This is a genomic window from Citrobacter sp. R56, from assembly GCF_016811995.1.
GTDB classification, from domain to species: domain Bacteria; phylum Pseudomonadota; class Gammaproteobacteria; order Enterobacterales; family Enterobacteriaceae; genus Citrobacter_D; species Citrobacter_D enshiensis.
On the sequence record NZ_CP069159.1, the window covers coordinates 286735 to 307169 of the forward strand.

14 protein-coding genes are annotated in these 20435 nt (G+C 54.5%); 5 read left to right on the top strand and 9 right to left on the bottom strand.

Annotation, left to right across the window (positions count from 1 at the left end):
• Nucleotides 1-26: 26 nt before the first annotated feature.
• Entirely contained in the window at nt 27-2732 is a 2706-nt protein-coding gene (gene malT, locus JM656_RS01300) for an HTH-type transcriptional regulator MalT (RefSeq protein WP_203359716.1), read from the bottom strand.
• Nucleotides 2733-3363: 631 nt separating this feature from the next.
• Here malT and malP point away from each other — a divergent pair.
• Both malP and malQ read left to right on the top strand, forming a co-directional pair.
• Complete coding sequence (gene malP, locus JM656_RS01305) at nt 3364-5757, top strand: maltodextrin phosphorylase (protein WP_203359717.1); 2394 nt, start codon at nt 3364-3366, stop codon at nt 5755-5757.
• A 9-nt stretch (nt 5758-5766) separates the two neighbouring features.
• Entirely contained in the window at nt 5767-7854 is a 2088-nt protein-coding gene (gene malQ / locus JM656_RS01310; RefSeq protein ID WP_203359718.1) for a 4-alpha-glucanotransferase, read from the top strand.
• 208 nt (nt 7855-8062) lie between these two features.
• Here malQ and gntT read toward each other — a convergent pair whose 3' ends face one another.
• The 3 genes from gntT to gntX all read right to left on the bottom strand — a co-directional run bounded on the left by gntT (nt 8063) and on the right by gntX (nt 11009).
• Complete coding sequence (gntT, locus tag JM656_RS01315) at nt 8063-9379, bottom strand: gluconate transporter (protein ID WP_203359719.1); 1317 nt, start codon at nt 9377-9379, stop codon at nt 8063-8065.
• Nucleotides 9380-9691: 312 nt separating this feature from the next.
• Nucleotides 9692-10267: a Fe-S biogenesis protein NfuA gene (nfuA, locus tag JM656_RS01320; RefSeq protein ID WP_192614270.1), complete on the bottom strand. Its 576-nt coding sequence runs from the start codon at nt 10265-10267 to the stop codon at nt 9692-9694.
• Nucleotides 10268-10325: 58 nt separating this feature from the next.
• On the bottom strand, nt 10326-11009 hold the full coding sequence (gene gntX / locus JM656_RS01325) for a DNA utilization protein GntX (RefSeq protein WP_203359720.1): 684 nt from the start codon (nt 11007-11009) through the stop codon (nt 10326-10328).
• A 37-nt stretch (nt 11010-11046) separates the two neighbouring features.
• On the opposite strand from gntX, the gene bioH reads away from it, so the two are divergent.
• On the top strand, nt 11047-11817 hold the full coding sequence (gene bioH, locus JM656_RS01330) for a pimeloyl-ACP methyl ester esterase BioH (RefSeq protein ID WP_203359721.1): 771 nt from the start codon (nt 11047-11049) through the stop codon (nt 11815-11817).
• Between the two features lie 51 nt (nt 11818-11868).
• Here bioH and feoC read toward each other — a convergent pair whose 3' ends face one another.
• From feoC to greB, 5 genes are all read right to left on the bottom strand, one after another.
• Entirely contained in the window at nt 11869-12105 is a 237-nt protein-coding gene (gene feoC, locus JM656_RS01335; protein ID WP_203359722.1) for a [Fe-S]-dependent transcriptional repressor FeoC, read from the bottom strand.
• Nucleotides 12106-12116: 11 nt separating this feature from the next.
• A complete protein-coding gene (gene feoB / locus JM656_RS01340; RefSeq protein WP_203359723.1) occupies nt 12117-14435 on the bottom strand; it encodes a Fe(2+) transporter permease subunit FeoB in 2319 nt (772 codons plus the stop codon).
• Nucleotides 14436-14453: 18 nt separating this feature from the next.
• Nucleotides 14454-14681 carry a ferrous iron transporter A gene (gene feoA, locus JM656_RS01345; RefSeq protein WP_162380549.1) on the bottom strand — a complete coding sequence of 76 codons (228 nt, stop codon included), beginning with the start codon at nt 14679-14681 and terminating at the stop codon, nt 14454-14456.
• Nucleotides 14682-15170: 489 nt separating this feature from the next.
• Nucleotides 15171-17504: a Tex family protein gene (locus JM656_RS01350; protein ID WP_203359724.1), complete on the bottom strand. Its 2334-nt coding sequence runs from the start codon at nt 17502-17504 to the stop codon at nt 15171-15173.
• A 97-nt stretch (nt 17505-17601) separates the two neighbouring features.
• Nucleotides 17602-18075, bottom strand: coding sequence for a transcription elongation factor GreB (gene greB / locus JM656_RS01355; RefSeq protein ID WP_192610720.1), 474 nt, complete (start codon nt 18073-18075; stop codon nt 17602-17604).
• 227 nt (nt 18076-18302) lie between these two features.
• Here greB and ompR point away from each other — a divergent pair, with 227 nt between their 5' ends.
• Both ompR and envZ read left to right on the top strand, forming a co-directional pair.
• Complete coding sequence (ompR, locus tag JM656_RS01360) at nt 18303-19022, top strand: two-component system response regulator OmpR (RefSeq protein WP_001157751.1); 720 nt, start codon at nt 18303-18305, stop codon at nt 19020-19022.
• Complete coding sequence (gene envZ / locus JM656_RS01365; protein ID WP_192610721.1) at nt 19019-20371, top strand: two-component system sensor histidine kinase EnvZ; 1353 nt, start codon at nt 19019-19021, stop codon at nt 20369-20371. The genes ompR and envZ overlap by 4 nt, the downstream gene beginning before the upstream one ends.
• Nucleotides 20372-20435: the final 64 nt, after the last annotated feature.

Here is a 20435-nt window from a genome sequence, read left to right on the forward strand (position 1 = left end):
GTAAGCGTTAGCGCCACCGGGCAAAATCACACCCCATAACCCATCATCTTCAACAATTGCTGCGCGTGCTGCACCGCATCCTGCCGGTGTGCGACGCCTAGTTTCTGATACAGGTTACGAATGTGCGTTTTGATGGTGGTTGCGGCGACTGCCAGCTCGCCAGCGATCTGTTCATTGCTGTAACCGGAATAGATAAGCCCCAGAACCTGCCATTCGCGTTGCGTGAGCGGGCTTGTGCGGATCAGTTCCGGCACCTCCGGATGCGTGAGCAGACGCTCAACGAAACCCTCGTCAAAATGGGCGAACTTATGTCGGTGATGCTGGTTAATCTCCCGCAGGATACGCTGTGCCCGGTGTTGATCGAGTTCCGGTAGCGTGTTGAGCTGAAGCAACTGGCGAAGTTGCTGTGCCATCGCTTCCCCTTCAATCACAAAGTGGCTGATGAAACCGGTACGATTCGCCAGTTGCAGCGCCTCAAGCAGCACGCGCTGGGCATCGTTTTTACGTCCTGCCTGCCAGTACAGTTGATTGAGCAGCAGCAGGTTGCGGTTCAGGTCGCTCATCAGACGCAGGCTACGTGCATTTTCGTTCAGCTCTTCCAGCACAATTTCTGCGGGTTCGAACTCGCCTAACAGGATCTGCACCCTGGCGATGTTGCGCCACTGGCTTTGCAGGAAGTGGTTGTTGGCAAACGCCGGTTTTGGCGTGTGTCGCAGCCAGTGAGCGGCCGATTTTTTATCGCCGGTCATCTGCCAGTAAATCACCCGGACTTTATCCGCATTGGAGATCCAGTCACTGTGATATTGGCCGTTACCCAGCAGGTTTTCCAGCCGGTTCAACTGGCTACGGGCATTATCCAGATCGCCACGCGCGAGCGAGCATTGCACGAGGAGCGCCAGACACTGCAACTGTTGTTGCGGCTGGAAGCCAGAGAGCACATCAATCCCGCTACGGGCTGAGGCTTCAGCCTCATCCAGACGCGCCCACGCCCACAGGAGCTGCGCGCGAATGCGTACCAGGAATTCGTGCATCGGCAACTGTTCCAGGTGCTGATCTTTGATCAACTGGAACGCTTTCTCTTGCGTTTCCCAGGCTGCTTGCAGGAAGCCCTGGGCAAACAGAATTTCGCTTTGCTGGATAAGGCTCCACAGCGCGTAGTGCCAGACATCGTGGTGACGCGCCATTTGCTCTGTTTGCTGCATCAATGACAGCGATTGGGCAAGATCGCCTTTACAGTGCAGAACTTCACCGTGTACGGAAGTGGCGACAATCCGGCTATAGAACCAGGCAATCGGCAGTTCGTCCAGCGCCAGTTTTGCCAGCCGCTCTGCTTCATCCGGGTTGCCGTCGTTGATCGCCACCTGCGCGCGCAATGCGTTAAATTCCGCATGCAGTGTTCCGTCCATCACGCCGTTGATCTCTTGCTCGGCGCGCGCCAGCAGCGTGTTGACCTCGCTGTAACGGTGCTGGCTTTGCATCAGCCAGGCTTGCAGCAGCACCAGTCGTGGATTTTCCAGCAGGCTTTCCCACGGCAGCGCTTTCAGTGACTCTTCCAGCAACGCCAGTTCGCTGTGGTTGAACAGACCCCACGCATGATTAAGCAGAATGTCGCGCAGCATATGCGCGTCGCCAGCCGCCAGCGCATGGTGAATGGCCTCGCTGGGGAACCCTTGCGCCATCCAGCTTTCGGCGGCGGCGCGGTGAATTTCCGGCAGTTCGGTTGCCAGTTCCCACTGGCAACGCTGACGTAAAAAGTTGCCGAACAGCGGGTGATAACTAAACCATTCGCCGGTGTCATCCATCCGTTGCAGGAACAGACCCTGGCGCTCAATCTCTTCCAGGCGCATTTGACCGTTTTCTTCGCCGGTAACACGGGCGATGAGAGCGTCGTTCATGGAGCGTAATACGGCGCTTTTTAACAGGAAGTGACGGGTGGCGACATCGACACTGTCCAGCACTTCATCCACCAGATAATCCGACAAGTGGCTGGCGTTGATCCCCGCCAGACGGCGTGCCGACTGGTGAGCGGGGCTATTGTTCTGGCGAGCGGAGAGGGCAATAAGCTGTAGCGCCGTTGCCCAGCCTGCGACGTCGTCACACATCCGACTGCTTTCAGCGGCTTCAATCGGGGAAGATAAACGACGGTCAAAAAACTGTTTGGCCTCCTGGTGGTTGAAGGCTAATTGCTGACTGCCTATTTCCAGGAGCTGATCGCGTACGCGCAGATTAGCGATGCCCAACTGCGGTAAGTTGCGCGACAGAACCACCAGCGTGAGGTTTTCTGGCTGATGGCGCAGGAAGAAGCGCATCGACTCATGGATAACCGGGTTGGAGATCAGGTGGTAATCGTCAATGACCAGATACAGTGGACGATGCCACTCTGCCAGTTCAATAAACAGCTGGGCAAACAGTGACGTCAGGCTGGCGTATTGGCGCTTTTGCACCATCACTTCGCTGGTCGAGCAATGCCCGCCAGTGGCTTGCTGGATAGCGGCAATCAGATAGCTGGCAAAGCGCTCTTGCTGATTGTCACCTTCATCCAGTGAGAACCAACCTAACTCATTTTTTCCGGCTGCCCATTGTGAAATGAGCGTGGTTTTCCCGTAACCAGCAGGACTTGTGATTAGGGCTAACCTGAAATTGTTCGCGCCGGAAAGTTTAGCCAACAGGCGCTCACGAACCACTGTATGGTCGAGTCGAACCGGACGACTTAATTTAGACGGAATCAACATAGTTAATCACTTCACTGTGAGGAAATGGGGGAAAACGATTTTTTTTGCGCTTCGTAATTAATAGATATAAGGTCGGACAGAAACCGGTTTAATGCAAGTTAAGCGGACTTTTTGTGCTTCTGAATTTGCACTCTGTCACAAATATAAATATATCTGGTTGGAAACTCACTTTTATCGTCTGAATGTGCGTGGGGACTGGATTGGCACCTCATTCTGGCTGTTTCAGAGCATGTCATAAGCGCTGTATGGCGACTGCGGTTTTAATGAAAATCGTCATTTTCCCTGCATGAAAAATAAACATTTACGAAAGAGTGATAAATCAGGGGGTTATTTTAGGTTAGAAACTATTTCCGTATTTACATGTTCTTTCTAAATGATATTCCACAATTTTTCCTGGCCTCTGTTTATTCCCTTCGATAATGCGTAAAACAATATATGGCTTGCAGGGATCTGTGTGGTCATTCTGAGCATTGACGGGTCATCGCACTATCGTTAAGTGGTGGCGATCACACTTTTATGCTCATCCCCACTACTCCTCCCCGCCTAATCCCCGGTGGGAGGAGGAAGGTCAACAACGAGCCAGGCAAACTAGCAATAACGTTGTTTTATTACCTGAGGACCCGGAATTCCTATGTCACAGCCTACCTTTAATAAAGAGCAATTTCAGGCTGCCCTGACGCGTCAGTGGCAGCGTTTCGGTTTACTGTCGGCTGCCGAGATGACCTCTCGTCAATGGTGGCAGGCTGTTAGCGGCGCACTGGCTGAGTTACTCAGCGCGCAACCCGCGGCAAAACCGGCGAAAAATCAGCGCCACGTTAACTACATCTCGATGGAGTTTCTGATTGGTCGTCTGACAGGTAACAACCTGCTTAACCTGGGCTGGTATCAGGAGGTGGGCGACGCGTTGAAAGCACACGACATCAACCTGAGCGACCTGCTGGAAGAAGAGGTCGACCCGGCGCTGGGTAACGGCGGTCTGGGGCGTCTGGCTGCGTGCTTCCTTGACTCTATGGCCACCGTGGGCCAGTCCGCGACAGGCTATGGCCTGAATTACCAGTACGGCCTGTTCCGTCAGTCTTTTGCCGATGGGCAGCAAATGGAAGCGCCCGATGACTGGCATCGCGGCAGCTACCCCTGGTTTCGCCATAACGAAGCACTGGATGTCCAGGTCGGCATTGGCGGCAAGGTGAGTAAAGATGGCCACTGGGAGCCGGGTTTTGTGATAACCGGTCAGGCGTGGGATCTGCCGGTGCTTGGCTATCGCAATGGGATGGCGCAACCGCTACGTCTGTGGCAGGCGACCCATGCACATCCGTTCAATCTGACCAAATTTAACGATGGCGATTTCTTGCGGGCGGAACAGCAGGGCATCGACGCGGAAAAACTGACGAAAGTGCTGTATCCGAATGACAACCACACCGCAGGCAAAAAGCTGCGCCTGATGCAGCAGTACTTCCAGTGCGCGTGCTCGGTGGCTGACATTCTGCGTCGCCATCACCTGGCGGGTCGCAAGCTGCATGAGCTGGCCGATTTCGAAGTGATTCAACTGAACGACACCCACCCGACTATCGCCATTCCTGAACTGCTGCGCGTGCTGCTCGACGAGCACCAGATGAGCTGGGACGAGGCGTGGGCGATCACCAGCAAAACCTTCGCTTACACCAACCACACGCTGATGCCGGAAGCGCTCGAGTGCTGGGATGAAAAACTGGTGAAAGCGCTGCTGCCGCGCCATATGCAGATCATCAAAGAGATTAACGACCGCTTTAAGACGCTGGTGGATAAGACCTGGCCGGGCGACAAAGCGGTGTGGGCGAAGCTGGCGGTGGTCCACGACAAACAGGTGCGCATGGCAAACATGTGTGTGGTGAGTGGCTTTGCGGTCAACGGCGTGGCCGCGCTGCACTCGGATCTGGTAGTGAAAGATCTCTTCCCGGAATATCACCAGCTGTGGCCGAATAAATTCCATAACGTGACCAACGGTATTACGCCGCGTCGCTGGATCAAACAGTGCAACCCTCAACTTGCCGCGCTGCTCGACAAGTCGCTGAAGAAAGAGTGGGCCAACGATCTCGATCAGCTGATCAATCTGGAGAAATTTGCCGACGACGCAAAATTCCGTCAGACGTATCGCGAGATTAAACAGGCGAACAAAGACCGTCTGGCCGAGTTTGTGAAGGCGCGTACCGGGATTGAAATTAACCCGCAGGCGATTTTTGATATCCAGATTAAGCGTCTGCACGAATACAAACGCCAGCATCTGAACCTGCTACATATTCTGGCTCTCTACAAAGAGATCCGCGAGAACCCGAAAGCAGACCGTGTACCGCGCGTGTTCCTGTTTGGCGCGAAAGCGGCGCCGGGTTATTACCTGGCGAAGAACATTATCTTTGCGATCAACAAGGTGGCGGAAGCTGTCAATAACGATCCAAAAGTGGGTGACAAACTGAAAGTGGTCTTCCTGCCGGATTACTGTGTCTCGGCGGCGGAAATGCTGATCCCGGCGGCGGATATCTCCGAGCAGATCTCGACGGCCGGTAAGGAAGCGTCCGGTACCGGTAATATGAAGCTGGCGCTGAACGGTGCGCTGACCGTCGGTACGCTGGACGGGGCGAACGTCGAAATCGCCGAGAAGGTGGGCGATGAGAACATCTTTATTTTTGGTCATACCGTGGAAGAGGTGAAAGCGCTGAAAGCCAAAGGCTACGACCCGGTGAAATGGCGTAAAAAAGACAAAGTGCTGGATGCGGTACTTAAAGAGCTGGAAAGCGGGAAGTACAGCGGCGGCGATAAGCACGCGTTTGACCAGATGCTGCACAGCATGGGCAAGCAGGGTGGTGACCCGTATCTGGTAATGGCGGATTTTGCTGCCTACGTTGAGGCGCAAAAGCAGGTCGATGTGCTGTATCGCGACCAGGAAGCCTGGACCCGTGCGGCGATTCTGAATACGGCGCGTTGCGGCATGTTCAGCTCGGATCGTTCCATCCGTGATTATCAGACCCGTATCTGGCAGGCAAAGCGCTAAGGAAACGCGATGGAAAGCAAACGTCTGGATAATGCCGCGTTAGCGGCGGGGATCAGCCCCAATTATATCAATGCCCACGGTAAACCGCAGTCGATTGGCGCCGAAACCAAACGGCGTTTGCTTGACGCCATGCATCGCACCACCGCCGCCACGAAGGTGGCGGTGACACCCGTGCCAAATGTGATGGTGTATACCGCAGGCAAAAAGATGCCGCTGGCGGTCGAAGGGAGTGGGGAGTTTACCTGGATACTGACCACCGAAGAGGGGGCGCAGCACAAAGGGCACGCCACGGGTGGCAAAGCATTTCATCTTCCGGCAAAGCTGCCGGAGGGGTATCACTCGCTGACATTAACCCAGGGCGAACAGCGTTCGCACTGCCGGATCATTGTGGCGCCAAAGCGCTGCTACGAACCGCAGGCGCTGCTGACGGGCCAAAAGCTGTGGGGTGCATGTGTACAGCTCTACACCCTGCGTTCAGAGCTTAACTGGGGGATTGGCGATTTTGGCGATCTCAAGGCCATGTTGGTAGACGTGGCGAAACGCGGTGGTTCCTTCATTGGATTGAATCCCATCCATGCGCTCTATCCGGCGAACCCCGAGAGCGCCAGTCCGTACAGCCCCTCTTCACGCCGCTGGCTGAACGTCATTTACATTGATGTGAATGCCGTAGAAGACTTCCGTCAGAGCGAAGAGGCGCAGGCGTGGTGGCAGAAACCTGCTACGCAGAAAGCACTGAAACAGGCGCGGGATGCCGAATGGGTGGATTACACCGCCGTGACGGCGCTGAAAATGACGGCGCTGCGTATGGCATGGCGTGGTTTCACCGTTCGTGATGACGAGCAGATGGCTGAGTTTCGTCACTTTGTCGAACAGGAAGGCGAAAGCCTGTACTGGCAGGCAGCGTTCGACGCGCTGCATGCTTATCAGGTGAAAGAGGACGCATTGCGCTGGGGCTGGCCGGTGTGGCCGAAGGCATATCAGTCGGTGGATTCTCCACAGGTCAAACAGTTCTGCGAACAGCATCAGGATGAGGTGGATTTCTATCTCTGGCTACAGTGGCTGGCGTATACCCAATTCGCCGCCTGTTGGCATACCAGCCAGGGATTCGACATGCCGATTGGCCTGTATCGTGATCTGGCCGTGGGCGTCGCACAAGGCGGTGCGGAAACCTGGTGTGACCGGGAGCTGTATTGCCTGAAAGCCTCTGTCGGCGCGCCGCCGGATATCCTCGGCCCGCTCGGTCAGAACTGGGGATTGCCGCCAATGGATCCCCACATTATCACCGCGCGTGCCTATGAGCCGTTTATCGAGCTACTGCGCGCCAATATGCAAAACTGCGGCGCGCTGCGTATCGACCATGTGATGTCGATGCTGCGTTTGTGGTGGATCCCCTACGGTGAAACGGCGGATCATGGCGCTTATGTCCATTATCCGGTGGACGATCTGCTCTCCATTCTGGCGCTGGAAAGTCAACGTAATCACTGTATGGTGATTGGCGAAGATTTGGGTACCGTGCCGGTGGAGATCGTCAGCAAACTGCGTAATAGCGGCGTCTATTCTTACAAAGTCCTCTATTTTGAAAATGACCATGAGAAGACCTTTCGTGCGCCGAAAGCGTACCCGGAACAATCAATGGCTGTCGCGACGACGCATGACCTTCCTACGCTGCGTGGCTATTGGGACAGCGGCGATCTGACGCTCGGTAAAACGCTGGGACTTTACCCGGATGAGGCGGTCCTGCGTGAGTTGTATCAGGATCGCGAGCAGGCGAAACAAGGTCTGCTGGATGCGTTGCACAAGTATGGCTGCTTGCCAAAACGCGCAGGGCATAAGGCATCGCTGATGTCGATGACGTCGACGCTTAATCGCGGCCTTCAGCGTTATATTGCAGACAGTAATAGCGCTTTACTGGGGTTACAGCCGGAAGACTGGCTGGACATGGCGGAGCCGGTCAATATTCCGGGCACCAGCGAACAGTACAAGAACTGGCGGCGTAAACTGGCTATCCCTCTTGAACAGATGTTTGCTGATGATGAGGTGAACAAGCTGATTAAGGATCTGGATAAGCGGCGAAAAGCGGCAACGAAGAAGAAGTAACAACCAAAACGCCGGGGCTTACCCCGGCGTTTTCTTATCTGTAGCGCGGGCCGATCGACATCGTTGTAGGCCGGATAAGGCAAAGCCGCCATCCGGCAATGTTCCGTATCACGTCTGATGGTGCTTCGTTTATCAGGCCTATACGGTGAACGCTAAGCATAAAAAAAGCCGGGGATTTCCCCGGCTTTTTAGTCTGGAATGTGCGGTGTTAAACCACCATACCCAGCAGCAGACACCCTACCAGGCCGCAGACAGAGATAATGGTTTCCAGCATTGACCATGATTTGATGGTCTCACCGATGGTCAGGTTGAAATACTCTTTGAACAGCCAGAAGCCTGGATCGTTCACGTGGGAGAAAATCACGCTACCAGAACCTACGGCAATAACCATCAGCTCAGGGCTTACGCCAGTGGTGGCAATCAGCGGTGCCACGATACCACCCGCAGTAATGGCGGCAACTGTCGCTGAACCCAGCGCGATACGCAGGACGGCAGCGATAGACCATGCCATCAGAATCGGGGAAATGTTGGTTTCGTGCATCATAGAGGCGATGTACTTATCAACGCCGCTATCAACCAGAACCTGTTTGAACGCACCGCCACCGCCGATGATCAACAGCATCATGGCAATGATTTTGATGGAAGAGGACAGGGTCTCGTTAATCTGATCCATTGAACGACCACGGTTCAGACCGAAGGTGAACATCGCAATCAGGACCGCAATCAGCGTCGCCATTACCGGGTCGCCGAGGAATTCTGCGACAGCCAGGAAAGGGTGACCTTTCGGCAGGCTCATCTCTGCAACGGCGCGGAACGCCATCAGGATCACCGGTACCAGGGAAGTCCAGACGCTGACGCCGAAGCCAGGCATCTCTTCTTCAGTAAAGGTTTTGGCGCTGTACAGACCTTCCGGAATTGGTTTGTCGATACCTTTCAGGCAGCGAGCAAAAACAGGACCGGCCAGAATAACGGTTGGGATTGCCAGAATGGTACCGAACAGCAGGGTTTTACCCATATCTGCATGGAAAATGGTCGCAATGGCCGTTGGGCCCGGGTGCGGCGGCAGGAAGCCGTGGGTCACGGAAAGCGCGGCCGCCATCGGTACGCCGACAAACAGCAGCGGGATATTGGCAGCAGCAGCGATGGTGAACACCAGCGGCAGCATCAGCACGAAGCCCACTTCGTAGAACAGGGCAAAACCCACGGTGAAGCCGGTTAACACGACAGCCCACTGGATGTGTTTTTTACCAAATTTGGCAATCAACGTGGTGGCGATACGCTGCGCGCCGCCACAATCTGCCAGCATTTTGCCCAACATGGCGCCGAAACCCATAATCAGGGCGAGGCTGCCCAGGGTTCCACCAACACCAGCCTTGATGGAGCTAATCACTTTAACCAACGGCATGCCTTGCATCAGACCGACTGCAAGCGCTACCAGGACGAGAGCGATAAATCCGTTCATTTTGAAGCGGATCATCAGAAGAAGTAACAAGATGACACCGATAGCAACGATGACTAATGGCATGATTTACCTGGCCTTTGCTTTGTTATGGGTAACGTCAGTGTTTAGATGACAAAATCCGGTTTTCCCAACGGGGAACAGAACCGTAGCGGCACCAGTACTGAGTGCCTTCGAAACTCTTTAGTTTAGTCGGCTGTTATGGGGTGGTTAGGTGCCCATACGAATGATACGGGTAACATGTATGAGTTGAGAATCACCCAGGCAGGCAAAATTTGAATTATGAGACGCAGGTCATGTTATGAGGTCGGATCTTTCAGGAAGGAGAAGGCAAATACAGGCCCGGTGAGCATGGCGTCACCGGGCAAAGGCAGGCTCTTAGTAGTAAGAGTGCTCACCGCGCTGGTGTTCGGTCAGGTCGCGAACGCCTTTCAGTTCAGGGAACTCGTTCAGCAGCTGTTTTTCGATGCCTTCTTTCAGGGTGACATCGACCATAGAACAGCCGTTACAGCCGCCGCCAAACTGCAGAATGGCGTAGCCTTCGTCAGTGATTTCCATCAGCGTCACGCGGCCGCCGTGGCCCGCCAGCTGTGGGTTGATCTGCGACTGGATTGCGTATTCCACGCGCTCCATCAGCGGCGCATCATCAGCAACTTTACGCATTTTCGCGTTTGGCGCTTTCAGCGTCAGTTGAGAACCTAACTGGTCGGTCACAAAATCAATTTCGGCATCTTCCAGATACGGTGCGCTCAGCTCATCGACATAAGCCGTGAGCAGGTCAAATTTGATGGGCGTGTCGGTTGCTTCCACGGCGTCCGGCGGACAATAAGAAACGCCACACTCAGCGTTAGGCGTACCGGGATTGATCACAAATACGCGGATTTGTGTCCCTTCTTCCTGATTTGCCAGCAGTTTGGCAAAGTGCGCTTGTGCAGCCTCGGAAATATGGATCATAGTAATGGCCTAATAGTTGACTATTTTAGTTGGTTATAATACGCCCATCATCGAGGCTCTACAAGGTTCGACACAGGCACCATACCTGGACAGTCGCTGCGCCGTTGCGTAAAAGCAGTTGCGCGATCTCCGCGACGGTACTTCCGGTAGTGACGACATCATCCACAATAACCATATGGAGTCCCCGCACCGGCAATTCAAGGCGAAATGCGTTTTTCAGGTTACGTTTGCGTAATCTGGCGCTGAGATGGTGCTGGGTGGCCGTCGCCCGGACCCTCGTCACGGACTGACTATCCCAGGCGCATCCTAGCCAGCGCGCCAGCGGGCGGCATAAGAGATCGCTTTGGTTAAATCCCCTGCGCCAGTGGCGGCGCTGCCAAAGCGGTACGCTGACTATCCGGTCAGGTAACCGGAGACCAGTGGCGCGGCGAGCCAGTAATACCTCTTGCAATAGCAGTCGCGAAAGGGCTACGGCAATCTCACAGCGGCGGGAAAATTTAAGCTGGTGGATGAGCGAACTCAGCGGCGGGGTATAGTCGCTAACGGTGACCAGTCGTTGCCAGGGGGGCGATTTTTGCAGACAACGTCCGCAGGGGAGAGTGGCATGTGTGGCCAGTAAACCGCACTGCGGACACAGGCAAACGCGGCAGCGTACTGACTGCGCACATACCGAACAAATTCCCCAATGACCGAGCGCCAGCGGCATTCGGCATAGCCAGCATAAACCCGGTACTGTTAGCATATACGCATCCTTGTTAGCTAAAAGAGAACAGTAACTGATGAATGACATCTGGTGGCAGACCGAAGGTCAGGGAAATTGTCATCTTGTGCTGCTGCACGGATGGGGATTGAATGCAGAAGTCTGGCATTGCATAAGCGCGGAACTGGCTTCGCATTTCACCCTGCATCTCGTTGACTTACCGGGTTTTGGCCGGAGTCAGGGATTTGGCGCAATGACGCTCGAGGCGATGGCGGAATGCGTACTGAAACAGGCGCCGGATAAAGCCGTTTGGCTCGGCTGGAGTCTGGGCGGGCTGGTCGCCAGTCAGGTGGCGCTAACGCATCCTGAACGCGTTCAGGCGTTGGTCACCGTGGCCTCATCACCACGTTTTAGCGCTCATGAAGATTGGCCTGGCATCAAACCGGAGATTTTAGCCGGTTTTCAACAGCAACTGAGTGAAGACTTCCAGCGTACGGTGGAACGTTTTCTGGCGCTGCAAACGCTGGGAACGGAGACGGCGCGTCAGGATGCGCGGGCATTGAAAAAAGCCGTACTGGCGCTGCCCATGCCGGAGGTCGAAGTGCTGAACGGCGGTCTGGAAATCCTCAAAACTGCCGATCTCCGTGAGCCACTAAAAGCACTGACCATGCCGTTTTTACGTCTGTACGGTTATCTGGATGGTCTGGTGCCGCGTAAAGTGGTTCCGATGCTGGACGCGTTATGGCCGGAAAGTGAGTCTGAGGTCTTTGCGAAAGCGGCGCATGCGCCGTTTATCTCGCATCCTGATGCGTTTTGTCAGGCGCTAATCGCCGTGAAGGATAAGCTGTAACAGCGGCGTGCTGCCCGGCGATGTGATTTTCGCCGGGACGTGTGCGGTGAACTACCGTAACGTCCACCACTCGCGCAGACACGCTTTCCCCTCCGGGCAGCTCTTACAACTTCCGGAGAGGCACCCGTCGGCATCCTCCTGAATACGCACGGCTTTACCCATGTTCTCCAGTTGACTCAGCATCGCATCAATCATGGGTTGCGGGGTATGCAGGGTATGGCTAATTTGCTTAGCCTCCATCCGTCCCCGCAGTGCCAGTAAATCACGAACCTGAATAAGTGAAGCCATTATTCGCCGCCTTAGTGGCAGTCGCCCGTTGAGCTGGCGCAGCAGGAACTTGCCGTTTTACGCGTAGCCAGCAATTCGATATCCACACGGCTACGGGCGCGACGCAACAGACCCAGCACCACAATGTTGAACAGGATGACGGCCAGAATGCAGACCAGACTGTAGGTCGGGTGCTCGCTGTAGCTGGCCACCTGATAAAACAACGTCGACAGTGAGTAGGCGATGTTCAGACCCCACAGAATGGAGAAGCCCATCCAGCCGCGACTGGATTCACGAGAGATAGCACCCATCACCGAGATGCACGGTACATACAGCAGGACGAAAATCAGATAGCTGTAAGCTGCCGCTGCGCTACCGAATTTGGCACCCATCACGCCCATTGCGCCTGTCGCCATTTCGCCGTCGCCTTTGCTGGCTTCAATCGGGTTCGCCAGTACGCTGAGGCTGAAGGTATCTTTCAGGCTCTGCCAGGTTTCGTCTACCGCGCCCATCAACTCGTCACCGAGGTTGAACTCTGCGGGGTTGAACTCCTCTTCCTGGATGTTTTCTGCGGTATAGAGCGTGTTGAGCGTACCGACCACGACCTCTTTCGCCATTGCACCGGTAAACAGCCCTACCGTTGCCTGCCAGTTATCTTCATGAACGCCAATCGGTTTAAAGATGGGGGTGATCACGCGGCTCACGGAGGCGAGGGCAGAGTCGTTGATGTTGTCGACGATTTTCCCGCTCAGGGAGAAGCTGTTAAAGGCACTGAGGAAAATACTGACGATGATGATCACTTTACCGGCGCGCAGGACGAAGCCTTTCAGGCGCTGCCAGGTTTGAATGACCAGACTCTTAATGTGCGGAACATGATAGACCGGCAGTTCCATAACAAACGGAGAGGCTTCGCCACGCATGATGGTGTGTTTGAGCATCAGACCGGTCAATACCGCCATCACAATACCGAGCACGTAAAGTGAGAAGACCGCCAGCGCGCCATTCTGCCCAAAGAACGCAGCGGCAAATACTGCAAAAATCGCCAGGCGTGCGCCACAGGACATAAACGGAGCCATCATGATGGTCATCAGACGTTCACGCGGCGCATCCAGGGTACGCGCGCCCATCACCGAGGGGACGTTGCAACCAAAGCCCACAATCAGCGGTACGAAGGACTTGCCCGGTAGCCCCAGCGCTTGCATCAATCGGTCCATCACAAATGCTGCGCGCGCCATGTAACCGGAGTCTTCAAGGAAGGAGAGGAATAAGTACATCATCCCGATCTGCGGCACCAACGGCAGAACGGTGTTGATCCCACCGCCAAGGCCCTGGGCCAGGAAAATAGTTAACCACTCCGGGAAGTGAAGGGTGTAGCCAATCCACTGGATACCATGCACAAACAGTGCGACCGAGCCGACGTCAAACAGCGGCTGTAAAGCACCACCGATGTTAATGGCAAGCAGGAACATCAGGTACATGACGAACAGAAAAATCGGCAAGCCGAGGAAGCGGTTAAGGATGATTTTATCCACCGCCGTGGTGAAACGGCTGGGTTCGGCCGTCAGCGTATTGCTCACCACGTCGCAGATGGCGGCGATACACTGGTAACGCGCGTCGGCGATGTGCAGCGCCGGATCTTCCATCGTTTCGCTTAAGCGCGTTATTGAGGCGTCCAGACTTTGGGCTGCGTCACCGGCATAGGCGCGGCTATAGATATCGCCTTCCAGCATTTGCAGACCGAGCCAGCGACGCTGTTGCAACGGCATATTCGGGGACATCGCATCAGCCAGCGAATGGGCTTCACGTAACAGCGGTTGGGCATAATGCACCAGCTCAACGCTGTCATTTGCCTGATGGCGGTCGATGGCTAATTTCAGCGCTTCAATCCCGCGACCCCGCGTGGAAACCAGCGGGACCACAGGACAGCCAAGGCGTGCGGAAAGGGCATCAATATCAATACGGATCTGCTGTTTTTCAGCAATATCCAGCATGTTGAGTGCGACAATGCAGGGAATGCCTAATTCAAGTAGTTGTAACGTCAGGTAGAGGTTGCGCTCAAGGTTAGAGGCATCGACCACGTTGATCAGCAGGTCTGCGTCGCCGCTCAGAATGTAATGGCAGGCAATTTGCTCATCAAGCGAGGTTTGCGACGAAATGGTGGTCAGCGAATAGGTGCCGGGTAAATCGACCAGCGTGACCTGGTTATCGGTTGTGGCGAACTGACCCTCTTTACGTTCGACGGTAACGCCAGCCCAGTTACCCACACGCTGACGCGCGCCGGTGAGCTGGTTAAATAAGGTTGTCTTGCCGGAATTTGGATTGCCAATTAAACCAATGGTTAATTTTTTCATTTTTATAGACTCACTGTATTAACAGGAAACCGCTTCCACTTCTAATAAGGCCAGATCTTTTTTACGCAATACCAGGCTAACACGACGCGTTTCGATATGAATGGGGTCGCCTAAGGGCGCAACGCGCACCACATTAAAAGAAGAGCCGGGCAGCATGCCGAGGGAAAGCAGTTTCTGACGGTACGCCGGACTGATTTCACGGGCAAAACCGGTAATTTTCCACGCAGTGTCTGGAGTGAATTGCATAGGGACCTACTTTGTTTCTCGCTAACTGGATGTTTACCTCATGCGGTGCGCCAGAGCGGAGGGCATGAGACCAGATGATTAGCCAACGAAGGAAAGATTAAATAATCAACAGTACAATGATAATGAGAATAGTTTCTATCATCAATACTTAAAATGTGACCGAATGTGGTTTTGTATAATAAATTGAACCAATCTTGATATGGCTCAACATTTATTCCCCTTACGGACAGGTAATACTCTTCGGCAATAATTACCCATTCTTAATGTTTAATTAACGTTTTATATGTTAACGGTGTGATAATTAATAGTGTCATCCTCACCTTATGAAATTAATTAACAGATTCATTCTGCAAACATTAATTGTTAATCCGTAAATGGATGTGCTTGTCGGGAAGAAAGGGGCGAAACGTTGAGAATCAGAGAAAAATGGAATGCTGCTTCTGGCACGAGAGTCGTGCCAGAAGCAGGAAGACGCAAACAAAACCGGCGTTAGCGTTTTTTACCCATCGCTGCGGCCAGTGCGTCCATCATAGCGCTGTTACCGGCAGGTTGAGCGTCGCGACCACGTGGTTTTGCCGCTTTTGCCGCCGGGCGATTGCCCTGGGCACGTTCGTTACTGCCGCTACTGCGACGGGCATTAGTTTCACCTGGCTGTTCGTCCAGACGCATGGTCAGGGCTATACGTTTACGTTGCAGATCCACTTCCAGCACTTTTACTTTAACGATGTCGCCCGCTTTCACCACGGTATGGGGATCTTCGACGAACTTGTTCGACAGGGAAGAGATATGCACCAGTCCGTCCTGATGGACACCGATATCCACAAAAGCGCCAAAGTTGGTCACGTTGGTGACTGCGCCTTCCAGGATCATGCCAGGCAGCAGATCGTTCATGGTCTCCACACCATCGGCAAACTGAGCGGTTTTAAACTCCGGACGCGGGTCGCGACCCGGTTTTTCCAGCTCTTTGATGATATCGGTGACGGTCGGCACCCCGAAGCGTTCGTCAGTAAAGTCAGACGCTTTCAGGTTACGCAACTCGCTGCTGTTGCCCATCAGGTCGCGCAAGGACTGTTCGGTGGCCGCCAGAATGCGTTCAACGATAGGGTACGCTTCCGGGTGAACCGTGGACGCATCCAGCGGGTTGTCACCATGGTTGATACGCAGGAAGCCCGCGCACTGTTCAAAGGCTTTTGGCCCCAGACGGCTTACCTTCAGCAACTGCTGGCGGTTCTGGAACTGGCCGTTCTCATCACGCCAGCTCACGATATTCTGCGCCATCATCCGGGTCAGACCTGCCACGCGGGTTAACAGCGGCACGGAAGCCGTGTTCAGATCGACGCCGACGGCGTTTACGCAGTCTTCGACCACGGCGTCCAGTTTACGGGCGAGCTGAGTCTGGCTAACGTCATGCTGGTACTGACCCACACCGATGGATTTCGGATCGATTTTTACCAGCTCGGCCAGCGGATCTTGCAGGCGTCGGGCGATAGAAACCGCGCCGCGCAGCGAAACGTCGAGATCCGGGAATTCCAGAGCAGCCAGTTCGGAAGCCGAGTAAACGGATGCGCCAGCTTCGCTGACGATCACCTTCTGTGCGGTCACTTTCGGGAACTGTTTCTGTACGTCGAGGAAGAAACGCTCCGTTTCACGTGATGCGGTGCCGTTGCCGATGGCGACCAGTTCGACGTTGTATTTTTCGCACAGCGCGGCAACCGCGACGGCGGCTTTCGCTGCCTGACCGGTATGCGGGTAAATGGTGTCGGTGGCGACCAGTTTACCGGTACCGTCGACAACAGCGACCTTCACGCCGGTACGCAGACCCGGATCGAGACCCATAGTGGCGCGCAGACCGGCAGGCGCTGCCATCAGCAGATCGTGCAGGTTACGGGCGAAGACGTTAATCGCTTCATCCTCTGCACGCTCGCGCACGGTTCCCATCAGCTCGGTTTCGAGGTGCATCAGCACTTTAATACGCCATGTCCAGCTCACTACGCCTTTACGCCAGCTGTCCGCCGGGGCGTTGTTCATGCGCAGGCCGAGGTGGTCCTGAATAATCTGTTCGCCGTGGCTCTCTTTCGGCGGCTCATCGAACTGCGGATCGGCATTCAGCGAGAGCTGTAATACGCCTTCGTTACGGCCGCGGAACATTGCCAGCGCGCGGTGAGACGGAACGGAGGAGATTGGTTCGTGATGGTCGAAGTAGTCGCGGAATTTCGCGCCTTCTTCCTCTTTGCCTGCCACCACGGTCGCCACGATGTGGGCGTTTTTCCACAGATAATCACGTACTTTCGCCAGCAGAGCAGCGTCTTCGGCAAAACGCTCCATCAGGATATAGCGCGCTCCGTCGAGTGCCGCTTTGGTGTCAGCCACGCCTTTTTCGGCGTCGATGTATTTGGCGGCTTCTGCTTCCGGGTCGTTGGACGGGTCGGTCCACAGCAGATCGGCCAGCGGCTCAAGGCCTGCTTCGATGGCTATTTGTCCACGGGTACGGCGCTTCGGTTTATAAGGCAGGTAGAGGTCTTCGAGTTCGGTCTTACTTAACGTACCGTTGATGGCATTTGCCAGCTCATCGGTCAGTTTGCCTTGCTCGGAAATAGATTTGAGGATCGACTGACGTCTGTCTTCCAGTTCGCGTAAATACCCCAGACGCGTTTCCAGGTTACGCAGCTGCGTATCATCCAGACCGCCGGTGATTTCCTTACGATAACGTGCGATAAACGGCACGGTGTTCCCTTCGTCAAGCAGGCGAACGGCAGCTTCTACCTGTTCGGCGCGTGCCTGAATTTCGCCCGCAATAATGCGGCAGAAAGAATCATTCATCATGGATTGGCTTCATCTACTGAGTAAAAATCAGGGAATAGTTATACGGACTGACTGGCAAAAATGCCAGTCATCCACAGGGGCTTCGGATTGTTCCTGCTCATTTTACGTATTCGATCGTATTAACGTACCAGCTCGCTTCTCCCGCAGGCGTGTTCACCACGGCGAGATCGCCCACCTCTTTTTTCAACAACGCGCGCGCCATCGGCGAGTCGATAGAGATGTAATCCTTACGGCCGAAAATTTCATCATAACCGACGATACGAAAGCGACGGGTATCACCGTCGTCGTTTTCGATTTCCACCCACGCACCGAAGAACACTTTGCCTTCCTGCTGCGGGGAGTAGTCGACAATTTTGAGATTTTCCATGCATTTGGTGAGATAACGGACGCGGCGGTCGATCTCACGCAGTCGCTTTTTATTATACTGGTAGTCAGCATTCTCGCTGCGGTCGCCAAGACTTGCGGCCCAGGTCACTTTTTTGGTGACTTCAGGGCGCTCTTCACGCCAGAGATAATTTAGCTCTTGTTTGAGTTTTTCGTACCCTTCCCGGGTAATCAGGGGCGTTTTCATCTTATTGATTTACCTTCGACGCTGTGATTATGCGCACAATTAGTATTACGCGACGTAATCAACAGAATAAATAATGTGCCGCAAGTTTCATTGTATACTTAAGCTGCTGTTAAATATGCTTTGTAACAATTTAGCCTGGAATTCATACCAGAATTCACTGGTGACGAACGTGAGCTTTCTTAAGAATACACACTTACAATTGTTGCGAACCTTTGGGAGTACAAACAATGCAAGAGAATTATAAGATTCTGGTGGTAGATGACGACATGCGTTTGCGCGCGCTTCTGGAGCGTTATCTGACCGAGCAGGGCTTCCAGGTTCGAAGCGTCGCCAACGCTGAGCAGATGGATCGTCTGCTAACCCGCGAATCCTTCCATCTCATGGTACTGGATTTAATGTTGCCAGGTGAAGATGGCCTGTCAATTTGCCGTCGTCTGCGTAGCCAGAGCAACCCGATGCCGATCATCATGGTGACAGCCAAAGGTGAGGAAGTTGACCGCATTGTGGGGCTGGAAATCGGTGCTGACGACTATATTCCTAAACCGTTTAACCCGCGTGAACTGCTGGCGCGTATTCGCGCAGTGCTGCGTCGTCAAGCGAACGAGTTGCCTGGCGCCCCTTCTCAGGAAGAAGCGGTCATTGCTTTCGGTAAGTTCAAACTGAATCTGGGCACCCGCGAAATGTTCCGCGAAGACGAGCCGATGCCGCTGACCAGCGGTGAGTTTGCGGTTCTGAAGGCGCTGGTGAGCCACCCGCGTGAGCCGCTGTCGCGCGACAAACTGATGAACCTGGCGCGTGGTCGTGAATACTCCGCAATGGAACGTTCCATCGATGTGCAAATTTCGCGTTTGCGTCGCATGGTGGAAGAAGATCCGGCGCACCCACGTTATATTCAGACCGTTTGGGGTCTGGGCTATGTATTTGTGCCGGACGGTTCTAAAGCATGAGGCGAATGCGCTTCTCGCCACGAAGTTCATTTGCCCGCACGTTGCTACTCATCGTCACTTTGCTGTTTGTCAGCCTGGTGACGACCTATCTGGTGGTGCTGAACTTTGCGATTCTGCCGAGCCTCCAGCAGTTTAATAAGGTCCTGGCCTACGAAGTTCGTATGCTGATGACGGATAAACTGCAACTGGAGGACGGCACGCAGCTCGTTGTGCCTCCCGCGTTCCGCCGGGAAATTTACCGTGAGCTGGGCATTTCTCTCTACTCTAACGAAGCCGCCGAAGAGGCCGGCCTTCGTTGGGCGCAACACTATGAATTCTTAAGCCATCAGATGGCGCAGCAGTTGGGTGGCCCCACGGAAGTTCGCGTCGAGGTCAACAAAAGCTCGCCCGTCGTTTGGCTAAAAACCTGGCTATCGCCCAACATTTGGGTGCGTGTGCCGCTGACTGAAATCCATCAGGGCGATTTCTCCCCACTGTTTCGCTATACGCTGGCGATAATGCTGATGGCGATAGGCGGCGCATGGCTGTTTATTCGTATCCAGAACCGACCGCTGGTGGATCTCGAGCATGCGGCGCTGCAGGTCGGGAAGGGAATTATTCCGCCGCCGCTGCGCGAGTATGGCGCGTCGGAGGTGCGCTCCGTGACCCGTGCCTTCAACCACATGGCCGCGGGCGTGAAGCAACTGGCTGATGACCGCACGTTGCTGATGGCGGGGGTGAGCCACGATCTGCGCACACCGCTGACGCGCATTCGTCTGGCCACTGAGATGATGGGCGAAGAGGACGGTTACCTCGCGGAGTCCATCAACAAAGATATCGAAGAGTGTAACGCCATTATCGAGCAGTTTATCGATTACCTGCGTACCGGGCAGGAAATGCCGATGGAGATGGCCGATCTTAATGCCGTGCTGGGCGAAGTCATTGCCGCGGAAAGTGGCTACGAGCGCGAAATCGATACCGGGCTACAGCCGGGCACGATTCAGGTGAAGATGCATCCGTTATCGATTAAACGTGCGGTCGCCAATATGGTAGTCAACGCGGCACGCTATGGTAATGGCTGGATTAAAGTCAGTAGCGGGACGGAACCTCATCGCGCCTGGTTCCAGGTTGAGGATGACGGTCCGGGGATTAAGCCGGAGCAACGCAAACACCTGTTCCAGCCGTTTGTACGCGGCGATAGCGCCCGCAGTACCAGCGGTACCGGGTTGGGTCTGGCGATTGTGCAGCGTATCGTTGATAACCATAACGGCATGCTGGAGATTGGCACCAGTGAGCGGGGCGGACTCTCTATTCGTGCCTGGCTGCCGGTTCCGATGGCTCGCATTCCGGCGTCAATCAAGGACGTGTAGAACAAACGTGTAAAAAAGGGAGGCTAAATGCCTCCCTTTGTTTTTCTGAATAGCCTGCTGGCGC